15 protein-coding genes are annotated in these 16,165 nt (G+C 65.6%); 9 read left to right on the forward strand and 6 right to left on the reverse strand.

Annotated elements, in window-relative coordinates; genetic code table 11:
* Positions 1–128: 128 nt before the first annotated feature.
* The 4 genes from P6U27_RS09840 to P6U27_RS09855 all read right to left on the reverse strand — a co-directional run bounded on the left by P6U27_RS09840 (position 129) and on the right by P6U27_RS09855 (position 4,165).
* On the reverse strand, positions 129–797 hold the full coding sequence (locus P6U27_RS09840; RefSeq protein ID WP_129144021.1) for an OmpA family protein: 669 nt from the start codon (positions 795–797) through the stop codon (positions 129–131).
* Positions 797–1,213: a hypothetical protein gene (locus P6U27_RS09845; protein WP_407119930.1), complete on the reverse strand. Its 417-nt coding sequence runs from the start codon at positions 1,211–1,213 to the stop codon at positions 797–799. Before P6U27_RS09845 ends, P6U27_RS09840 begins: the two co-directional genes overlap by 1 nt.
* 88 nt (positions 1,214–1,301) lie before the next feature.
* Positions 1,302–1,589, reverse strand: coding sequence for a type II toxin-antitoxin system HicB family antitoxin (locus tag P6U27_RS09850; RefSeq protein WP_129144020.1), 288 nt, complete (start codon positions 1,587–1,589; stop codon positions 1,302–1,304).
* 8 nt (positions 1,590–1,597) lie between these two features.
* Positions 1,598–4,165: an ATP-dependent helicase gene (locus P6U27_RS09855; RefSeq protein ID WP_407119928.1), complete on the reverse strand. Its 2,568-nt coding sequence runs from the start codon at positions 4,163–4,165 to the stop codon at positions 1,598–1,600.
* Between the two features lie 235 nt (positions 4,166–4,400).
* Between P6U27_RS09855 and P6U27_RS09860 the strand changes: the two genes are divergently transcribed.
* On the forward strand, positions 4,401–4,574 hold the full coding sequence (locus P6U27_RS09860; RefSeq protein WP_008556598.1) for a DUF1328 domain-containing protein: 174 nt from the start codon (positions 4,401–4,403) through the stop codon (positions 4,572–4,574).
* A gap of 56 nt (positions 4,575–4,630) precedes the next feature.
* Here the strand turns inward: P6U27_RS09860 and P6U27_RS09865 are convergent, their stop codons facing one another.
* Positions 4,631–5,137 carry a thioesterase family protein gene (locus P6U27_RS09865; protein ID WP_122402005.1) on the reverse strand — a complete coding sequence of 169 codons (507 nt, stop codon included), beginning with the start codon at positions 5,135–5,137 and terminating at the stop codon, positions 4,631–4,633.
* 83 nt (positions 5,138–5,220) lie between these two features.
* Here P6U27_RS09865 and P6U27_RS09870 point away from each other — a divergent pair, with 83 nt between their 5' ends.
* The 4 genes from P6U27_RS09870 to P6U27_RS09885 all read left to right on the forward strand — a co-directional run bounded on the left by P6U27_RS09870 (position 5,221) and on the right by P6U27_RS09885 (position 8,489).
* Positions 5,221–6,645, forward strand: coding sequence for an FAD-binding oxidoreductase (locus P6U27_RS09870; protein WP_122402006.1), 1,425 nt, complete (start codon positions 5,221–5,223; stop codon positions 6,643–6,645).
* Between the two features lie 100 nt (positions 6,646–6,745).
* Entirely contained in the window at positions 6,746–7,081 is a 336-nt protein-coding gene (locus P6U27_RS09875; RefSeq protein ID WP_407193944.1) for a hypothetical protein, read from the forward strand.
* On the forward strand, positions 6,988–8,091 hold the full coding sequence (locus tag P6U27_RS09880; RefSeq protein ID WP_407193945.1) for a Spy/CpxP family protein refolding chaperone: 1,104 nt from the start codon (positions 6,988–6,990) through the stop codon (positions 8,089–8,091). Before P6U27_RS09875 ends, P6U27_RS09880 begins: the two co-directional genes overlap by 94 nt.
* A 32-nt stretch (positions 8,092–8,123) precedes the next feature.
* Positions 8,124–8,489 carry a hypothetical protein gene (locus P6U27_RS09885; protein ID WP_122402008.1) on the forward strand — a complete coding sequence of 122 codons (366 nt, stop codon included), beginning with the start codon at positions 8,124–8,126 and terminating at the stop codon, positions 8,487–8,489.
* A 133-nt stretch (positions 8,490–8,622) separates the two neighbouring features.
* On the opposite strand, the gene P6U27_RS09890 is transcribed toward P6U27_RS09885, so the two are convergent.
* Positions 8,623–10,098, reverse strand: a complete 1,476-nt coding sequence (locus tag P6U27_RS09890; protein WP_407193946.1) for a caspase domain-containing protein — start codon at positions 10,096–10,098, stop codon at positions 8,623–8,625.
* Positions 10,099–10,522: 424 nt separating this feature from the next.
* Between P6U27_RS09890 and P6U27_RS09895 the strand changes: the two genes are divergently transcribed.
* The 4 genes from P6U27_RS09895 (at position 10,523) to P6U27_RS09910 (ending at position 15,966) form a co-directional block, all read left to right on the forward strand.
* Positions 10,523–11,554 carry a TRAP transporter substrate-binding protein gene (locus tag P6U27_RS09895; RefSeq protein ID WP_129144015.1) on the forward strand — a complete coding sequence of 344 codons (1,032 nt, stop codon included), beginning with the start codon at positions 10,523–10,525 and terminating at the stop codon, positions 11,552–11,554.
* Between the two features lie 22 nt (positions 11,555–11,576).
* Positions 11,577–13,430, forward strand: coding sequence for a TRAP transporter large permease subunit (locus tag P6U27_RS09900; RefSeq protein WP_407194432.1), 1,854 nt, complete (start codon positions 11,577–11,579; stop codon positions 13,428–13,430).
* A 12-nt stretch (positions 13,431–13,442) separates the two neighbouring features.
* Complete coding sequence (locus tag P6U27_RS09905) at positions 13,443–14,420, forward strand: hydroxyacid dehydrogenase (protein WP_407193947.1); 978 nt, start codon at positions 13,443–13,445, stop codon at positions 14,418–14,420.
* Between the two features lie 250 nt (positions 14,421–14,670).
* Positions 14,671–15,966, forward strand: coding sequence for an MFS transporter (locus P6U27_RS09910; RefSeq protein ID WP_122402011.1), 1,296 nt, complete (start codon positions 14,671–14,673; stop codon positions 15,964–15,966).
* The last annotated feature ends 199 nt before the right edge of the window (positions 15,967–16,165 follow it).

Consider the following 16,165-nt stretch of genomic DNA (forward strand, 5'->3'; position numbering starts at 1 on the left):
CTATAGCACTGGACCGGGCGGTGCACAAACCGGCGCTTTTGTCGCGTGAAACCGCATTCGCGCGCCGGGGACAGGCTGCAAAATGGTCAGCACTTCAAGGGGTTCCTCAGCTGCGAGATCGCGTTCGCTCAGCGCTTCTTGGCGGGTTTTTTCGCCGCAGGCGCAGGAGCCGCAGCCGGACGCGGCGCTTCCTCGGGCAGCTTGGCATAGGTCAGGATCTGCAACTGGCCGTTGACGGCCGATGTCGGCTTGGCCCGGTCGAGAAATTGCTCCTCACCGAGACCGATCGGATGCAGCCGCTTGGTCGAGATCTTGAACGTGTTCACCAGGACGTCGCGGATCGCATCGGCCCGGCGCTGGCTCAGGATCGCATTGGCCTCGCGCGTCTTCGAATTGGATTCGACATGGCCGACGATCAGGAAGGTGTAGGGCAGCAGCGAGGAGTGAACCAGCGCGTCCGCGATGCGGCCGACGGTCTGGTAGGACGCCGGCTGGATGATCGGCGTATCGGCGTCGAACTGGATCTGCGCATTGAAGGCCGGCAGCTTGGCGAGATCAGGCGCGATCAGCGGCCGGTTCACCGGTCCCGGATCGTTCTTGATCCTGGTCTTGGCGCGCTCCATCACCTGCTGCTTCAGCGCGGGCAGATCGACCTCGGCGGCTTCTTCGAAATGGTTCAGCTTGCCGACGATGTCGTCGCGGGTCGGCGCCTCCGTTTGTGCGCCGGCGGTGCCCGCAAACAAAGCGAGCCCCAGCGCAACAATCGTTTCGGCAATGAAGAGCCTGTTCGCGCGCATCAGCGATACCCCGCGTCGTCGACGGCCTTGAGGCAGTTGTTGCTGATGCCCTTGGGCGTCGAGACCAGGCAGGGGATCGACTTGCTGGTCTCCTTGGTCGAGCCGCCGCAGACCCTCACGATCTCGCGCTGGCAGGCATTGGCCACCGTGACGCGCGCGGCGATGCGCTTCTGGATGGCGTCGAAGACGCCGAGATAGTCGCTCGCGCATTGCGGGGAGAGTACGTCGCGGTTGCGCGACAGGCACTCCTTCAGCCGGGTCGAATCCGGGTTGACGCCGCGGCAATTGGCGACGATTTCCGCGCCGCAGCTTGTCGCCAGCTTCCCGATCGAATCGCCAAAGCTCATGGTCTCCGCCGCCGCAAGCGACGGCATAACCAATGCAAGCACGATCAATGTGATGGAGCCCCGGACCATGGGTTTATCTGATACGGGGAAGTTCGCGGTGGTCAAGGGGCGTTCGGGCGAGAACTGTCGAGAGTTCGACAGGTGCGGCGAACAGTCCTCACTCCGTGGTCTCGTTCACGGGAGGCCATTCGATCAGGACGGCCGTGTGGTTTCTGAGGTCGTCGGCCAATTCCGGATCGGCCTCGAGCTCAGCCAGCGTCCGCGGCGAAGGAAGCTGGCGGCCGTCCTCGATCAGGTCCTGCGCATAGAGCGCGAGCGCCTCGGGCGCATTCTCGAGGGCCTCATCGACATCGTCGCCGCCGGAGATGCAGCCGGGGAGGTCCGGAAACCACAGGCTGACGGCGTCCGGATCTGCTTCCTCGATGATGGCGACGTACTGAGCCATATCGGGCCTCACGCCCGCTGCACAAAACTGTCCACGACCTTCTTCTCGCCGGCCTTGTCGAAGGCGATGGTGAGCTTGTTGCCGTCGATCTTGGTGACACGGCCGTAGCCGAATTTCTGGTGGAAGACGCGGTCGGACAACGAGAATTCCGAGGTGGTGCCGGTCGACTTGGCCACCAGCTCGCCCTCGATGGTCAGGGGCCCGCGGCGGCGCGAGGAGAAGCTGCCGAAATCGGGGCCGGCCGATGAGGAGGATGAGAACGTCGCAGCTTCTTCCTCGAAGCCGCCGCGTCCGCCACCGCGGTTGCGGTTGGCCTGCGCGCGCTGCCAGCCCGGCGTCGTGTAGCTGGAGCCGAACGCCTCCATGTCGTCGAAGCGCGAGGCGCCGTAGCCGCCGGTGCCGCCCCAGGCCGAGCCGCCCTTGGATTCCGTGATCTCGACATTGGCCGCGGGCAATTCATCGAGGAAGCGCGATGGAATCGTGGTCGACCAGGTGCCATGGATTCGGCGGTTGGTCGCAAAGTAGATCTTTGCGCGGCGGCGCGCCCGGGTCAGGCCGACATGGCCGAGCCGGCGCTCTTCTTCCAGGCCGGCGCGGCCCTGTTCGTCCAGCGTGCGCTGGCTCGGGAATAGCCCTTCCTCCCAGCCCGGCAGGAACACGTTGTCGAATTCGAGCCCCTTGGCCGAATGCAGCGTCATCAGCGACACCGCATCGTCCTCGGCGCCGCCCTCGCGGTCCATCACCAGGGAGATGTGCTCCAGGAATCCTTGCAGGTTCTCGAACTCCTCCATCGAGCGCACGAGCTCTTTCAGGTTCTCCAGCCGGCCCGCGGCGTCCGCCGAACGGTCCTTCTGCCACATCTCGGTATAGCCGCTCTCGTCGAGCACGATCTGGGCGAGGTCGGTATGCGCGGTGACCTCGCGCTGGGCGCGCCAGCGGTCGAACTGGCTGATGAGATCGCGAAGCGAGCCGCGCGCCTTCGGCTTCAGCTCGTCGGTCTCGACCACCGCGCGCGCCGCCTCGAACAATGGGATGCGGCGCTTGCGGGCGTGGTCGTGCAGCATCTGCACGGTGGCATCGCCTAAGCCCCGCTTGGGCGTATTGACGATGCGCTCGAAGGCGAGATCGTCGGCCGGCGAATTGATGACGCGCAAATAGGCCAGCGCGTCGCGGATCTCGGCGCGCTCGTAGAAGCGGGGGCCGCCGATGACGCGGTAGGGCAGGCCGAGCGTGACGAAACGGTCTTCGAACTCGCGCATCTGGTAGGAGGCGCGCACCAGGATCGCGATCTCGTTGAGCTTCTCGCCCTGGCGCTGCAGCTGCTCGATCTCCTCGCCAATGCCGCGCGCTTCCTCTTCCGAATCCCAGGAGCCCGTGACCGTGACCTTCTCGCCGTCCTGGTCCTCAGTGCGCAGCGTCTTGCCGAGCCGGCCTTCGTTGTGCGCGATCAGATGCGAGGCGGCGGCGAGGATGTGGCCGGTCGAGCGGTAATTGCGCTCGAGGCGAATGACCTTGGCGCCGGGGAAATCGTGCTCGAAGCGCAGGATGTTGTCGACCTCGGCACCGCGCCAGCCATAGATCGACTGGTCGTCGTCACCGACGCAGCAGATGTTCTTGGTGTGGGGCGCGGCAGCCACCGTCATTCCGGGATGCGCCGAAGGCGCAGACCCGGAATCTCGAACTGATGACTCATCTCCAGATTCCGCGTTCGGGCCTTCGGCCTGCCCCGGAATGACGGCATGTTGCGAAGGCCGTGCCGCCGGCGCCTGCGACAGCAGACGCAGCCACAAATATTGCGCGACGTTGGTGTCCTGGTACTCGTCGACCAGGATGAATTTGAAGCGCTGCTGGTACTGCCTGAGAATGTCGGGGTGCTCGCGGAAGATACGGATGTTCTCCAGCAGGAGATCGCCGAAATCGGCCGCGTTCAAAATCTTCAGCCGCTCCTGGTAGCTCGCATAGAGCTTGCCGCCTTTGCCGTTGGCGAACATTGCGGCCTCGCCCGAGGGCACCTGCGACGGCATCAGGCCGCGGTTCTTCCAGCCGTCGATCAGGCCGGCCAGCATCCGCGCGGGCCAGCGTTTTTCGTCGATGTTCTCGGCCTGGAGCAGCTGCTTGAGCAGCCGGACCTGGTCGTCGACATCGAGCACGGTGAAGTTCGACTTGAGCTGCGCCAGCTCGGCATGGGTGCGCAGGATGCGGCCGCCGATGGAGTGGAAGGTGCCGAGCCACGGCATGCCCTCGACGGCGTGGCCGAGCATCTGGCCGAGCCGGTGCTTCATCTCGCGCGCGGCCTTGTTGGTGAAGGTCACCGACAGGATCTCGGAAGGGCGGGCGCGGCCCTGGCTCAGGATATGGGCGATGCGCGTGGTCAAGACGCGCGTCTTGCCGGTGCCGGCGCCGGCCAGCACCAGGACCGGGCCGTCCAGCGTCTCCACCGCCTCGCGCTGCTCCGGATTGAGCCCGGAAAGGTATTTCGGGCCCACCGAGGCGCGCGCACGCGCGGCGATGCCGCCGGCTGCGGGCTGGTGGTCGGGTACGCCTGTGATCTTGCTCGGCTCGGTCATGCGAATCATTGGCCCCACGATGGCACCGCGGGGTGACGGAAGGGAGCCTTCTTAACAGGGATTGGTGCCTATATGGGGGCGCCAGGAAGGGTTTTCCACGTGCGTGGCAGGCCGATTTGTTCCAGCGCCGGCGGCGAATTTCGCTCCCGCCTGGGCCGGAACTATCGTTCCGGCGTCGAGATTGTCAGGCAGGTGGCGCGGCGAGCCGCGTCGACGCAGACGACATCAAGACGAGGGTTTGACCATGCTTGGCTGGGTTGTGACGTTCCTGGTTATCGCACTGATCGCCGGCATCCTGGGCTTTGGCGGCATCGCCGGCGCTTCGATCGAGATCGCCAAGATCATTTTCTTCATCGCAGTTGTCCTGTTCCTGGTCTCGGCCGTGGTCGGCTTGGCCCGCGGCCGCAACAGGATATAGCGGCTATCTTCACCTCTCCCCGTCGGGGAGAGGTGAACTACGACGCGGGCTAGGTGTCACCGCTTCGACGGCATCGCCACGCTTCGGCCGATGCCCTCAGGCCGCGGCACGGCGCTGTGGGCCTTTGTGACCGCAGCGATGCGCTCGCGGATATCGGACGGAAATGGCGCAACACGTCGCGCGGTCATGTCCATGTGCAGCGACATGTTCTCGGATGTTGCCGACAGCCAGCCTTCGGTTGCGTGCCGCATCTCCTCGAACGTGTGCAGCCGCTTGTCGTCGGCCTCCAGCAGCCAGACGAAAATCTGCACGGGATCGCCGAGGTGGATCTCGCGCAAGTACCGGACGTGGCATTCGGCGGTGAAGGTCGAGCCGCCTCGCTCCTTCATGTAAGTCGGCCCGATCCCGAGCTCGAGCCAGAGCTGGTCGATCGCGCGGTCGAACATCACATTGTAGTAGGCCATGTTGAGATGGCCGTTATAGTCGATCCACTGCGGCTCGATCTGCATGATCGAGGTGCGGAACGGCTCGGCTTTGGGTGCTGAGGCGGCGGTCTCCGGCATTGTTCCTTCCAGCTATGCGTCGGGTCGCTTGACTTGACCGGTTTTATGTCCTTTGCCACGGTTCTTCTGTCGGGAGGAATTCCGTGGGTACGACCATCACCAATAATCCGCCGCGGCCGGAGCCGAAAGCCCTCGCAAGCGCGCTGGAGCAGCTTGCCGCACGCTTCGGCAACCGCCTCATCACCTCGCAGGCCGTGCGCGAGCAGCACGGCCATACGACCACATGGATCCCCAACCAGCCGCCGGATGGCGTGGTGATGGCGCAGGAAACTGCCGACATCCAGGATGTGGTGCGGATCTGCGCGAAACATCGCGTGCCCGTCATTCCCTTCGGCACCGGCACCTCGCTCGAAGGCCAGGTCAACGCGCCCGCCGGCGGCATCTCGATCGACCTGCGCGACATGAACAAGGTGCTCGCGGTGCATGCCGAGGACCTCGACTGCGTGATCCAGCCCGGCGTCACTCGCAAGGCGCTGAACGAGCATCTGCGCGACCAGGGCCTGTTCTTCCCGATCGATCCCGGCGCGGATGCTTCGCTCGGCGGCATGGCCTCGACCCGCGCCTCCGGCACCAATGCGGTGCGCTACGGCACCATGCGCGACAGCGTGCTGGCACTGAAGGTGGTACGCGGCGATGGCGAGATCATCACCACAGGCACGCGCGCGAAGAAGTCTTCCGCCGGCTACGATCTGACCCATCTGTTCGTCGGCGCCGAGGGCACGCTCGGCATCATCTCGGAACTCACCATTCGCCTGCGCGGTATCCCCGAGACCATCGCAGCCGGCGCGGTGTCGTTCGAAACCGTGCACGGCGCCTGTCAGGCGGTGATCCTGGCGATCCAGACCGGCATCCCCGTGGCGCGCATCGAGCTGCTCAATGCCGCACAGGTGAAGGCCTGCAACGCCTACTCGAAGCTGACGCTGCCCGAGACGCCGCTGCTGCTGCTGGAATTCCACGGTAGCGAGATCGAGGTCGCCGAGCAGTCCAAGGCGTTCGGCGAGATCGCGAAGGAATGCGGCGGCGGCGATTTCTCCTGGACCACCAAGCCGGAGGACCGCACAAAACTGTGGCAGGCGCGGCACGACGCATACTGGTCAGTGAAGGCGCTGCGGCCCGGCGACAGCATCGGCGTGGTTGCGACCGACGTCTGCGTGCCGATCTCGCGGCTCGCCGATTGTGTCAGCGAGACCGAGGAGGATCTCAAGCGCCTCAATTTGCTGTCGCCGATCGTCGGCCATGTCGGTGACGGCAATTTCCACTGTTCGCTGGTTTGCGACACCAACGATGCCGCCGAGATGGCGCGCGGCGAGGAGTTCATGCATCGCCTGGTCGAACGCGCGCAGGCGATGGACGGCACCTGCACTGGCGAGCACGGCATTGGCCAGGGCAAGCAGAAATATCTCAAGGCCGAGCTCGGCCCCGAGGCGCTCGATGCGATGCGGGCGCTGAAGAAGGCGCTTGATCCGCTCAACATCTTCAACCCCGGCAAGATCGTGCCGGAGGCGTAGCACCGCGCCGCACGACCCGGGAACTTTAGGCATTCTTCCCGGTTCCAATTCCCGCCAAGTTCCGATGCCTCAATGGCAGGGCTGTGCGCGGGAGGGTGCGATGGTGCGACCGGTCATTCGAATTGCCGCGGTGGCCTTTGCCTGCATGCTGGCGGGTGCGGCGCTGGCCAAGGGCGGACATGGTGGCGGACATGGCGGCGGACATGGCGGCGGCCATGGCGGTGCCATGGCGGCGGGCATGGCGGTGGGCATGGCGGCGGGCACGGCGGTGGGCATCACGGCGGCGGCCATTTCCGTGGGCATGCCGGCGGGCACGCGCACGGCGGCGGGCATTATCGTGGAATGCGGTTCACAACCGGCGCCCGGCGTGGCGGCCCGAATTTCGGTCAGATCCGAAATGCCGCCATACGGCCGGCGAACTTCCGCAAGGCCCTGAACGCCAGCGCATTCCGGAACGGGCGGCTGATCAGCAATCCGGCGGCCCGCGCACAGATCGCTGCGGCAGCCGCGCTCGCTGGCTGGAGCGGCGCGAGCAGTGGATGGTGGCAGCATGCGGGCGGCGGCTATGGCTGGGTCGGACCGCTGTTCTGGCCGTTCGCCTATAACGACCTCTACGATTACACGATCTGGGGCGACGGGCTCGGCTTCTGGGGCTACGGCTATCCGGACATCTATGCCGGCATTTTCGGCCCCTACGGCTATGATCGCCTGTCGGCCTATCTGCCGCAGCAGCCGCAGGGACGACGGCGGGCGCGCAGCGCGCCGCTCGATCAGCTCTGCGGCAGCGATCGCCGTGCCATCGTCGGTGTGCCGATCGATCAGATTGCAGCCGCGGTGCAGCCGACGGATGCGCAGGGCGCCGCTCTCGATGCGCTCGGCAACGCCTCGATCGACGCGGCAGCGCTGATCCGCGCGTCCTGTCCGACCCAGGCCGCAGCGACTGCGCCGGGTCGGCTCGCGGCGATGCAGCAGCGTGTCGAGGCAATGGAGAAGGGGGTCGATCTGGTCCAGCCCGCGCTCGAGACGTTCTATGGTTCGCTTAACGACGAGCAGAAGGCACGTTTCAACGCGCTGGCCGAGGATCAGCGTCGTGCCACGGCATCGAACAATGCGAGCGGATCGCCGGTACAGAATTGCAGCGTGTCCGCCGCGTTCGATTGGCCCGGCGCCACGATCGAGGAAAGAGTTCGGCCCAACGATACTCAGCGCGCGGCGCTCCAGGTGCTCCAGGACACCAGCGCCAAAGTCAGCGCATCGCTCAAGGCGGCCTGCGAGCCCAATGATGTGATGACACCGCCCGCCCGCATGGCCGCGATCCGCAAGCGCCTCGATGTCATGCTGGACGGGATCAAGTCGGTGCGCGCGGCGCTCGACGATTTCTATGCCACGCTGAGCGACGAGCAGAAGGCGCAGTTCGAGGCGATCGGGTCGCGTCGCATGTCCTGAACGTCGCGAGCAATCAGATCAAGGGTGGGGCAATGAAGTGGTTCGCAACGCGGCAGCCGGCCGACATCTGGGATGAGCCGGTCGAGGGACCCGTCGGCGACATCGACGCGGTCGCGCGAATTCGCAACATCTGCCAGGCGGCGGGGGCGAGCGCCGAAGCTGTCGCAGGTTCCGCGCAGACCGGCAAGCGCGAGCGCTACGAACGGGCGGCCCGTGTCGCGATGGAAATCGCGATGAAGATCGCCGACGATCTGATGCGCGACGATGCGGTGCGCCGCATCGTCGACCTCTGCATGAAGGCTGAGGACATCAAGACCGCACAGATCCTCTCACGTGCAATCCAGGCGGCCTGGATCCGGGAGGCGTTAGCGCGGGATCATCCGACATTGGTGCAGTGAAAGTGCAGGGCCACGAATAGCCTTTGGGATCCGTGTCCCGGACGCGCTGCAACGCGTGGCGTTTTTGCGCTGCGTCCGGGGCACGAGAGTTCGTCGCCGGCCATCGACGGCAAGGTCCGCGCGGGTGGTACCCTCAGTACCGGCCGCGATCGTGATAGTCTCCGCCGCGGCCGCCCATTCCCATGCCGAGGCCGATACCAACACCGATGCCGATGCCTTGCATGACAGCCTCGGGCGGCGGACCGCGATCCGGCGGCGGCGCGCGCTCGTAGACCACCTGGTCGGACGGCGGTCGTCGCTTGGGTGGCGTCTCGACCACCTTGCGCTTCGGCGGCGTGTCGTCGACGCGCTTCTTGATGACGGGCGCGACCGCCGGGTTGACCGGCGTTGCCGGTGTCCTGGGCGCCGAGCACGGACAGGTCGGAGCCATCGCGACCGCGATAGGCGTCGCCGCGGCGGCAACCGGCAAGGCATAGTTGCGGTTCTGTACGCGCAGCAGCAGCCGGCGCGCGGTTGCCGCGAGATCGCTGTTGTCCCAGTTCGCGAGGTAAGCCTCGAACGAGGCGCGGGTGTTGACGGCGACCGCGCGCTCCCAGGCCAGCATCTGGCGCCGGCGCTCCAGCACCGTGCGCAGGCGCGGCGTGTAGGAAGCCTGCGCGTAGAGCTCGATATAGGCCTGATACGCTTCGACGGTGTCATCCGCGATCACGAGCTCATAGGCGGCTTTGGCATCCTTGCCCTGCAAATCCTTGCGCCAGTCCGCGACGCTGCGCGTGCCGCTGGCGAACGCCATCGCGGATGCGCCGGGAATAGCAGGCTGACTGCCGCTGCTGTCGCCGAAGAACTTGAAGTCGGTGGTCAGTGACGAGCTCTCCCAGGGGATCTGCCGGCCATCGGTCGATTGCGCCACGGCGACGCGGATGCGCTTGAAGACTTCCTCGATCGGCAGATTGGGCTGCTTGGCGATGCTCAACGCAGCAGTGGTGTAGGGGCTGTCGATGCCGTTGCCGTCCTCGGCCTCGGCGCCGGGCGAGGTCGAATAGGAGATGAAGGAGCCGGGCGCGCCGGCCTTGGTGTCGACGATCGCAAGGCCGTGGCCGGCGCCGCTGAGTGCGGGGAACGGGTTGTTGCGGCAGGCATCGAGCATGAAGATGCGCGCCCGCGTCGGCAGTGCGCCGAGCGTGTTGAGCAGATCGTTCAGCCGCACGCCCTGGAGCGGAATGTCGGCCTCGCGCTTGGGGTCGAGGTCGACGGGCACCAGATAGTTCTCGCCGTCGATCTGCAGCCCGTGGCCGGCATAGAACACCAGCGCGACGGTGTCGGCACCGCTGGCGCCGACCTTGCCGGCGAAGTCCGAGATCGCCGCGCGCATCTCGGTCTGCGCCAGGTTGGCGGCCGTGGTGACGGTGAAGCCGGCACTGCCAAGCAGCTCCGTCATCGCCTTGGAGTCATTGGCGGCGTTGGGCAGTTCCGGCACGGTGCGATAGGCGGATTGGCCGATCACCAGTGCAAGCCGCGCTTCCGCGGCGGCCTCGGTTGGCGTCATCAATTGGGCGAGTGCGAGAAGACCGGAGGCAAGGAACAAATTGCAAAGGACTGGATGGCGCATGATGTCACCTCCATCGGCAATGCGCACGATGATGTCACTTTTTGTAGGTCTGCGCCATGAAGCCGTCTGTGCGCTGGATCACGCAGGGGCCGCGGCAAAATGGGGCAGGGAGTCTGCCGAAGGCGCAGCATCGTTTCGGGGCAATCCATGTGAATTGCGCATCGATCCATGCTCCAATTGGATCGATACCCAACGTGCGCGACGGCGTCCTGCTCGGACATCGGCCGGCAAGCCGATCCTCAGCGATGATTTCCGGAAAAATCCCCTCGTTTCACCGTGTGGCCGCACTGCCGATGATCACCACGCACTGCTCCGCGACGGCTAGCCGCCACGCTTGCCTGTGCCGTCACTTTGACCATACAGTCCCGCAACAGCCTGCGGCAACGACCGCAGCGAACAAAAAGAATCGGGGAGAGACCGCACCATGACCATCGTGCCCGTGAACCGTCGCGCGTTCATCAAGTCATCGGCGGCGGTCACCGCCGGCCTCGTGCTCTCTCCCGCCATCATCGGGCGCGCCGAAGCTGCGACCCTGAAGCTGAAATGCTCCTCGTCGCTGCCGAACGATCCCAAATATGCCAACGGCCGCGTCTACTATGACAATCTCGTCAAAAACCTGAAGGCGAACGGGCTGGGCGAGCAAGTCGAGGTCGCCTTCTTTCCCGACAACCAACTCGGCCAGGAGATCGACGTCATCAATTCGGTGAAGCTCGGTGTCATCGACCTCATGGTGTCGGGCTCGTCGATCTCGGCCAATCTGGTGCCGCTGGTCGGCACCTTCGATCTCGGCTTCCTGTTCTCGAGCTTCCCGCAGCAGACCAAGGCGTTCGACGCCGGCGCCGCCAAGCCGATCGAGGACGCGCTGCTTAGGGGCGGCAACATCCGCATCATCGCCTGGGCGTATAATTTCGGCTCGCGCAGCGTGCTGGCGAAGAAGGCGGTGAAGACGCCGGAGGATCTCGCCGGGCTCAAGATCCGCACCCTGCCAAATCCCGTCATCACCGAATGTCTGCGCCTAATGGGCGCGGCCGCCACGCCGCTGGCGTTCGGCGAAATCTACACGGCGTTGCAGGCCGGCGTACTGGATGGCCTGGAGCACGATCCGCCGACGATCCTCGCCAGCAAGTTCTTCGAGACCGCGAAATTCTACGCGCTGACGCAGCACAATTTCTCGCCGCTCGCGATCTACTTCAGCGACATGACCTACAACCGCATGGATCCGAAGCTGCGCGAGGGCTTTCTCGATGCCGCAAAGAAGGCCGCAGCCGACACCCGCGCCCATGGACTCGCAGTCGAGAAGGAGGCGCTCGCGGCCTTGGCCGAGAGAGGCGTGACGGCGGCCGAATGCGACCGCGAGGCCTTCAAGAAGCGCGTCGCACCGCAGACCGAGAACTTCATCAAGGCGCGGCCGGAGTCCAAGGCCGTCATCGACATCATCCGCGCGACGCAAGCCTGAGATGACCAAATCCGACGTGGCAATGTCGGCCGCCGTGCCCGTCTCGGACGGCCGCCACGGAAGCATCACCCTGCTGCTTCGCGTCAGCGATGCGATCGCGGCCGTCCTGCTGGCCGCCGATCTCGTCGTGGTGTGCGCCTCCGTGCTGCTGCGCTTCTTCTTCAACGCACCGGTCGAATGGTCCGACGACGTCGCGCGCGGATTGATGGTCGGCTCGGCCTTCTTCGGTGCGGCGAGCGCACTCGCGCGCGGCGAGAATGTCGGCGTCTCCTTCTTCCGTGATCTCTTGCCGCTGCGGCTGCAGACGCTGGTCGATGCCGCCAGCGCGCTGCTGATCGTGCTGATCTCCGGCTACGTCGCCTATAACGCCATCAAGCTGGGTTCGCTCACCGCCGGCCAGACCACCGGTTCCGGCCTGCCGCTGGAGCTGACCTTTTATCCGATGGGCATCGGCGCGCTGTTCATGACGGTGTTCGCAATCGATCATCTCTGCGCGCGGCCGTTCCCAGACATTTTCAGTGGCCTCGCTGCGATCATCGTCGTGACCGGCCTCTATCTCGCCTGGGACTATCTGTCGCCAGCCTCGGTGCCGTCGGCGGGCACATTGATGCTGATCGGCTTCTTTGCAACCCTGTTCGGCGGTTTGCCGATCGGCTTCGCGCTGGCGCTCGCCGCGCTGATCTTCATCTGGGTCGAGGGCGCGCTGCCCGGCGTCATCTTCGCCCAGCAGATGGCGCGCGGCATCGACAATTTCGTGCTGCTCGCGATTCCCTTCTTCATCCTCGTCGGCTATCTCATGGAAGCCAACGGCATGTCGTTGCGGCTGATCGAGCTGCTGCAGCGCGCGGTAGGGCGTATGCGCGGCGGCCTCAACGTCGTGATGGTGGCCTCGATGGTGCTGTTCTCGGGAATATCAGGCTCCAAGATGGCGGATGTCGCCGCGGTCGGCTCGGTGCTGATCCCGGCCGCACGCCGTTCCAGGCAGAACCCCGGCGGCGCGGTGGCGCTGCTGGCGGCCTCCGCGGTGATGGCGGAGACCATCCCGCCCTGCATCAACCTGATCATTCTCGGCTTCGTGGCGAACCTGTCGATCGGCGGCCTGTTCATGGCCGGGCTGCTGCCGGCGGCGCTGATGGCGCTGGTCCTGATCGCGGTGTCCATCATGTTCGGCAAGCGGCCGGCGGAGGCCGAGGACGTTGCGCCACAGGCGCCGGTGTCCGGGCTCTGGAGCGGTGCGATCGCCGCGTTCGGCCTGATCTTCATGATCTTCTTCGGCTTCAAGACCGGCTTCGCCACCGCGACCGAGATATCGGCCTTCGCCGTGGCCTATGCGCTGGTCGTCGGCAGCGCCGTGTTCCGCGAGCTCGGCTTCAAATCGGCCGCGCATAGCTTCGTCCAGGCGGCGACACGCGCGGGTCTCGTGCTGTTCATCGTCGCTGCCGCGCAGTCGCTCGCGTTCACGCTGACCTTGCAGCAGGTGCCGCACGCGGTCGGCGATTTCATGCTGGGATTGTCGAAGACCTCGGGCGTCTGGCTGTTCATCCTGCTCGCGATCGCCGTGCTGATCGTGATGGGGTCGGTGCTGGAGGGCGCGGCCGCGCTGATCATCTTCGGGCCGCTGCTGCTGCCGGTCGCCGTGCAGCTCGGCGTCGATCCCCTGCATTTCGGCGTCGTTCTCGTCATCGCCATGGGCATCGGCCTGTTCGCGCCTCCTCTCGGGCTCGGCCTCTACGGCGCCTGCCTGATCGGCAACGTGCCGATCGAGCAGACGGTGAAGCCGATCATGGGCTATCTCGGCCTGCTGTTCCTCTGCCTGCTCGTCATCGCCTTCGTGCCATGGCTCTCGACCGCGCTGCCGCGGGCATTCGGCTACTGAAGGAGTTTTGTCGTGAAGGTCCTGCTCGCGCACACCCCGGAGATGCGGCGCAATTATTACGGCGATCGTAGCCTGAACGGCCTGCGCGCGGCCGCCGAGGTGGTCCTGCACGAGGGCGATGATCCGCTGGACGCAACCGGCCTCGTGCGCGCCGCCAAAGACGTCGACATCATCGTCGCCGATCGCATGACGGAAGGACGCGGCGAGATCTTTGCGCAACTGCCGCGCCTACGCGCGTTCGTCCGCTGCGCCGTCGACATCCGCAACGTCGACGTGGACGCGGCTTCACAAGCTGGCGTGCTCGTGACCCGCGCCGGTCCCGGCTTCGTGCAAGCGGTGGCCGAGCTCGCGCTCGGCTTCATGGTCGACCTCTCCCGCGGCGTGTCGCGGACCACGGCGGACTATCGGGCCGGGCGAAAGCCCGAGGCGCGGATGGGCCGCCAGCTCGCCGGCAGCCGGATCGGCATCATCGGCTATGGCAGTATCGGGCGCTATCTCGCCGAGATCGCAAAGGTGCTGCGCATGGAGGTGCTGGTCTCCGATCCCTTTGCGGCCGTCCGCGACAGCGCAATCCGGCAAGTCGGCCTCGACGAGCTGCTCGCCGCATCGGACTATGTCGTCTGCCTCGCTATCGCCAACGAGCAGACCGAGAACCTGATCGGCGAAGCGGCGCTGGCACGCATGCAGAAGCATGCCGTCTTCATCAATCTCTCCCGTGGCAATCTCGTCGACGAAGCGGCGCTGGCCCGCGCTCTGCGCGAAAACCGCATCGCCGGCGCGGCGATGGATGTCGGCCGCGCTCCCGACCAGATGCCGACACCCGAGCTGGCGAGGCTTCCCAACGTCATCGCCACCCCGCATGTCGGCGGACTGACGCCGCAGGCCATCGAATACCAGTCGCTCGAAACCGTGCGGCAGGTGGAAGCGATCGTGCGGGGCGAGGTGCCGCAAGGCGCCGTCAACGCCGAGCGCTGGACGCGCCGGCCCTGAGCTGCCCTACAGCCGGTCCACCGCCTTGAACGTCCCGTCCTTCTGAACTGGATTGGCGACAAATTGACGCCAACGTTCTCTGTGCTGGGGCAAGGCGTGGATGTCCGGGTCAAGCCCGGCCATGACGTTGTGCAAGCTTTGGCGCCCAAACTTTGACGTCACGTCGCGCAGCGGGCATGCGCGAAAAGCGCTTGACCGCAATATCCCAAGATGGTCCGAGAGTACCGTCTAGGGATGAAACAAGCACACCATGCGGCTTCCGTTCTTCTACGGCTGGGTCGTGGTCGCCGTGACCTTCGTCACCATGGCCATCGGCGTCAACGCGCGCACCGCCTTTTCATTGTTCTTTCCGCCGATCATCTCCGAATTCGGCTGGGAGCGCGGCGTCACCGCGGGCGCCTTCTCCTTCGGCTTCGTGGTGTCGGGCGTGGTCAGCCCGCTGATCGGCCGCCTGATGGATCGGGCTGGTCCGCGCGCGGTGATGGAGCTCGGCGTCGTGCTGATGGGCGGCGGGCTGCTGCTCGCACCGCTGACCAGCCAGCCCTGGCATCTCTATGTGACCATCGGCGTCATGGTCGGCGCCGGCAGCGTCTGTCTCGGTTATTCCGGCCAGTCGCTGTTTCTGCCGAACTGGTTCATCCGCAAGCGCGGCTTCGCCATCGGTATCGCTTTCGCCGGCGTCGGCATCGGCTCGGTGACGCTGCTGCCGTGGGTGCAGCACATGATCGAACAGACCGGCTGGCGCACCGCCTGCACGGCGATGGGACTGCTCGTCCTGATCGCGCTGGCGCCGATCAATCTGCTGCTGCGCAAGCGCCCCGAGGACATCGGCCTTCAGCCGGACGGCGATGCCGCGCCGGCCGCAGGCGCGACGAAATCCGTCTCCAACATCGTCGATCCGGTCTGGGCCGGCACCGAATGGACGCTGCAACGCGCCGTCACGACCGCACGCTTCTGGTGGATCGCGCTCGGCTATTTCTGCGGCCTTTACATCTGGTACGCGGTGCAGGTGCACCAGACCAAATTCCTGCTCGACATCGGCTTCAGTCCCAGCGTTGCGGTGTGGGCACTCGGCATCGTCAGCCTGCTCGGCATTCCCGGCCAGATCGCGCTGGGACATGTCTCCGATCGCATTGGCCGGGAATGGGTCTGGGCGATCAGCTGCGCAGGCTTTGTCGTCTGCTTCGCTGCGCTGATCGCGCTGAAGTATCAATCTTCGTTCTGGCTGGTTTATCTCATGGTGTTCACGCAAGGCGCGCTCGGCTACGGCCTCACCTCGATCATGGGCGCGGTGGTGTTCGAGATTTTTCAAGGCAGGCACCAGGGCAGCATCTTCGGCACGATCATGCTGGCGGCGCTGGCGGGTGGTGCGGCCGGACCGTGGGTGACGGGCTTCCTCTATGATCGCGCCGGTGACTACACGCTGGCTTTCGCCGTCGCAATGGTCGTGAGCGGATTGTCGGCGTTCGCGATCTGGCAGGCCGCGCCGCGCAAGGTGCGGGCCGTGGCCGGCCGGCTGCACGAGCTCGAAGCAGGATCCGAATAGGTTGCGTGCGCATCAAGATGCAATGAAGCCATCGGCATAGCACCAGCAAGAAGTCCACGCTCACGGCGAACCCGGCGCTCGATGCTCACGCTCGGGCGTCGGGGAAATTCACCGCTGGCCGGCATTCGGTCCACGTAGACGCCGACGCGCTTTCACAAACGCACGATCGACAAACGACGAGCTGTCGAAGCATTGAACG

Source organism: Bradyrhizobium sp. STM 3566 (genome assembly GCF_045571445.1).
In the GTDB taxonomy this organism is placed as follows: Bacteria; Pseudomonadota; Alphaproteobacteria; order Rhizobiales; family Xanthobacteraceae; genus Bradyrhizobium; species Bradyrhizobium vignae.

Excerpts from the sequence above, each read along its gene's own strand:
- P6U27_RS09840 (WP_129144021.1), bottom strand. The coding sequence starts at position 797 with ATGCGCGCGAACAGGCTCTTCATTGCCGAAACGATTGTTGCGCTGGGG.
- P6U27_RS09910 (WP_122402011.1), top strand. The coding sequence starts at position 14,671 with ATGCGGCTTCCGTTCTTCTACGGCTGGGTCGTGGTCGCCGTGACCTTC.
- P6U27_RS09885 (WP_122402008.1), top strand. The coding sequence starts at position 8,124 with ATGAAGTGGTTCGCAACGCGGCAGCCGGCCGACATCTGGGATGAGCCG.
- P6U27_RS09880 (WP_407193945.1), top strand. The coding sequence starts at position 6,988 with ATGCGGTTCACAACCGGCGCCCGGCGTGGCGGCCCGAATTTCGGTCAG.
- P6U27_RS09845 (WP_407119930.1), bottom strand. The coding sequence starts at position 1,213 with ATGGTCCGGGGCTCCATCACATTGATCGTGCTTGCATTGGTTATGCCG.
- P6U27_RS09890 (WP_407193946.1), bottom strand. The coding sequence starts at position 10,098 with ATGCGCCATCCAGTCCTTTGCAATTTGTTCCTTGCCTCCGGTCTTCTC.
- P6U27_RS09895 (WP_129144015.1), top strand. The coding sequence starts at position 10,523 with ATGACCATCGTGCCCGTGAACCGTCGCGCGTTCATCAAGTCATCGGCG.
- P6U27_RS09875 (WP_407193944.1), top strand. The coding sequence starts at position 6,746 with ATGGTGCGACCGGTCATTCGAATTGCCGCGGTGGCCTTTGCCTGCATG.
- P6U27_RS09860 (WP_008556598.1), top strand. The coding sequence starts at position 4,401 with ATGCTTGGCTGGGTTGTGACGTTCCTGGTTATCGCACTGATCGCCGGC.
- P6U27_RS09865 (WP_122402005.1), bottom strand. The coding sequence starts at position 5,137 with ATGCCGGAGACCGCCGCCTCAGCACCCAAAGCCGAGCCGTTCCGCACC.
- P6U27_RS09900 (WP_407194432.1), top strand. The coding sequence starts at position 11,577 with ATGTCGGCCGCCGTGCCCGTCTCGGACGGCCGCCACGGAAGCATCACC.
- P6U27_RS09850 (WP_129144020.1), bottom strand. The coding sequence starts at position 1,589 with ATGGCTCAGTACGTCGCCATCATCGAGGAAGCAGATCCGGACGCCGTC.
- P6U27_RS09855 (WP_407119928.1), bottom strand. The coding sequence starts at position 4,165 with ATGATTCGCATGACCGAGCCGAGCAAGATCACAGGCGTACCCGACCAC.